This window comes from Paenibacillus sp. 01T443 (assembly GCF_056398325.1).
In genome coordinates, this window is record NZ_JBFTPE010000059.1 from 1 (window position 1) to 2,937 (window position 2,937).

A 2,937-nucleotide genomic window follows, 5' to 3' on the forward strand; every position below is an offset into this window, starting at 1 on the left:
GTTATAGCCTGTAATAATTCCGTTGCTGCCTCCTGATTGCCTTGGCAAATAGGCGATTGTATTGATATTGAAGGTCCCTCCAAGGCTTAACGTAATCGATTGAGGGAGCACGTCGGATTTATCCCATTTTGTATGCCAAATCGTTCCCGGGTCTCCGTCGATCGCATTGGATGCTGGATCAACCGTTTCCTGGCTTGTCGCCGTTGCCGTCATTTTTGACTGAGGGAGAGTACCCCTAGATACAGCAATTGGCATAGGACGACTTTCAACGGTTACCCCGTCTAAAGTAGCCTTTACAACAACCGTCGCATTAAATCCACGACCGATATCGCCTTTAACAATGATCGTATTGCTGCCCTCAACAACCGACAGCCTTTGATCGCTAAATTGATATTCTACAGTAGCCCTTGATAAATCGGCTGTTTCACCTGTATTTAACAAGCCTTCAATTGCAGCAACGATAGGTTGGTTGGGTTGAATCTCCGTTTTATTTAGAGTAACGTTAATGTTGTTTAAATAAGAGCGCGTATAGATTTTTCCTGACTTGTCAACGAAAAGATACGTAACATATTCAATCGGACGTCCGCCGATCGTCACTCTAATCTTCAGCTTTGCCATGCCTTCTGAAACTGCGGTTAGCAGGTTTGACTCCCCTACCTTAATAATATCCTGGTTTTCGCTTGTTACTACGATCTCATCAGCTTCATCAATCGGTTCACCAGTACCCTTGAAAGCTTCGATTTCAAATTTGCCTGTAGTCGCATCAATCGGCTTATACGCATATTCGAAGCGATCAAATAAATTCGAATCTATCCCGTTTATGGCCACTTCAAGCAAATCAATCGTTGACCCGTTTGAACCGCCATCAAATAGTAATTTAACGTATTGAGCTTTCGTGTTGATTGGATATTGGTTGTAGAAACCAAAATATGCATTACCCGTCGGACCGTTAACGGTGCTGACATCTTGCCATTCCACGCCATCAGCGCTCGTTTGAATTTTTATTGTTTTAGGCGTATTGATATATTTTTGTTCTAAAGAATTAAAGTTAAGATTGATATTGGCAATGTCGGACTTTGCCGGCAGCTTAAATTGAATCCATGCCTTTTCACTTGCGGGTACCGACCATTTGGACCCGTCAAAATGAATGCCGTCAATTGTTTTTCCATCGACTAATTGACTTACTACACCTTGATTATGACTAGCTGTAATTCCAGTGGTCCCTGTAAGATTTTGGTATGGCAACAGGTCCATGAATATTTTATTTGTTGTAAATGTTTTGCCGTTTAAAGTTACATCAGCCCAAACGACTCCCCGTGTAGGTTGTTCTACGAACGGCGCAATAATTTCATTTTTATTGAAAGTAAATCCATTTGTTTCTCTGATCGATACAGGCTTATAATTGTCACCCGCTTTTAAATCAACGACACCGCCGTGCCATTGAATTTGTGCCGCATCAAGCCCTATTGCTCCGCCTTTCGATGATCTGCCTTCGATTTGATAGCTGAGTTTTTCTAGTGTACCAAACTCGCCGTAAGCTTCCTTTCCATCCACGAGTAAAGTGGCGCCAATCATGTTTTCCCCAACATAAATTTTGCCGTCTCTTGCTGTTACTTTTAATGTATCCTGTTTCGTTACACCTTCATAATTACCGCTAACTGTGATCGTTGTTGTTCCGTTTGATACCGGAGTCACGATTCCTTTACCGTCAACCGCCGCTATTTTAGGATTCGCACTTTTGTATGTTAGACCTGAAAGCCTTGCTTTAAGCGCTGGAAATGTCATATATCCCTCAGCGTTGATTTTGAGTGACGAGGGCTTTAACTGCTCTCCCGTTGCTTTGACATTCGTAAGCTTATATTTGCGTGCAGAATTGTCCGTTACAATCTTGATGATCGTATCGATCTGATCCTCCTGGACATTGGCAAGATTGATTGTCAGGCTGTCACCTTTTTGTACAAATGATTTTACTGGAATATCCTTGTTTAACCAGGTTACGGACTTCACTTTGTCTTTAACCGGACGAATGGTTAAAGACTTTTCAGGAATGGCATTAAACCCTTTTTTGCTGTCAGGTCCTTTCATAATATGAAGATAAACATTGTTGTCTCTAGACGTTGCGTATCCCCATTGTGGGCCTGTAGTACTGTTAGCTAAAGCAAATTTTTCATAATTGCCTTTTCCATCGTCTTCGTAGCCATAGCCTGACAAGAAATAGGGCATGGTACCTGTTGTAGACTCATGTCTTTCCGGTTTTCCTACAGGCGCAAACCATCTCGCCAAACTTTCTCTCACATCAATGTATTCCTGCTCTGCTTTAGGATACCTTGTCGCAATTTCCTCAGGAGAGTTCCAATTGGGCCCGCGGCTATCTACAGGCGTCTGATCATTATTATCCACATAGCCTCTGCCGGTATTCATTACCATTTCCTTGGCAACTTGCCTGTAGTCATCTCGGATACCGTAATAGGGAGATTGTGCATTTTTGGTGTGAATCATTTTCCATGGTTCCATAATCGTACGTTTTAAAGTATGATTTGCAGCGCCATTACTGTAAATACCAGATGCTTCTTCGGTTCTTAAATCAGGGTCTCCATACTCATCGCCCCATGCATTGGAGTTTATAATTATATCATCGCTATAATTGCGTACAACACTGTATATCACATCAAAATTGGCGTTAGGTATCCCTTGCGGTCCATCAAAATAAATATATTCAGGCGTATACCGTTCAATTAAATCCGTTAAATTCTGCACATAGACGTCCGTCGTGTAGTATGGAATCCCTCCGCCATAATATAAACCGAATTTCATTCCATGACGTTTTACTGCCAGTTCAAACTGTTTCAACCCATCTACTACTTTGCCGTTTTCGTCTTTTGGAAGATACATATGCCTCTCATGTTTTGGATCCGCAAACTTGGACGGCCAAAGATA

Annotated in this window: 1 protein-coding gene; it reads right to left on the minus strand. The window is 42.0% G+C overall.

Translation table 11 applies throughout. The features are described from left to right. On the minus strand, window positions 1-2,892 hold a 2,892-nt coding region (locus AC1DLI_RS34195), incomplete at its 3' end, for a discoidin domain-containing protein (RefSeq protein WP_477610168.1). Window positions 2,893-2,937 lie beyond the last annotated feature (45 nt).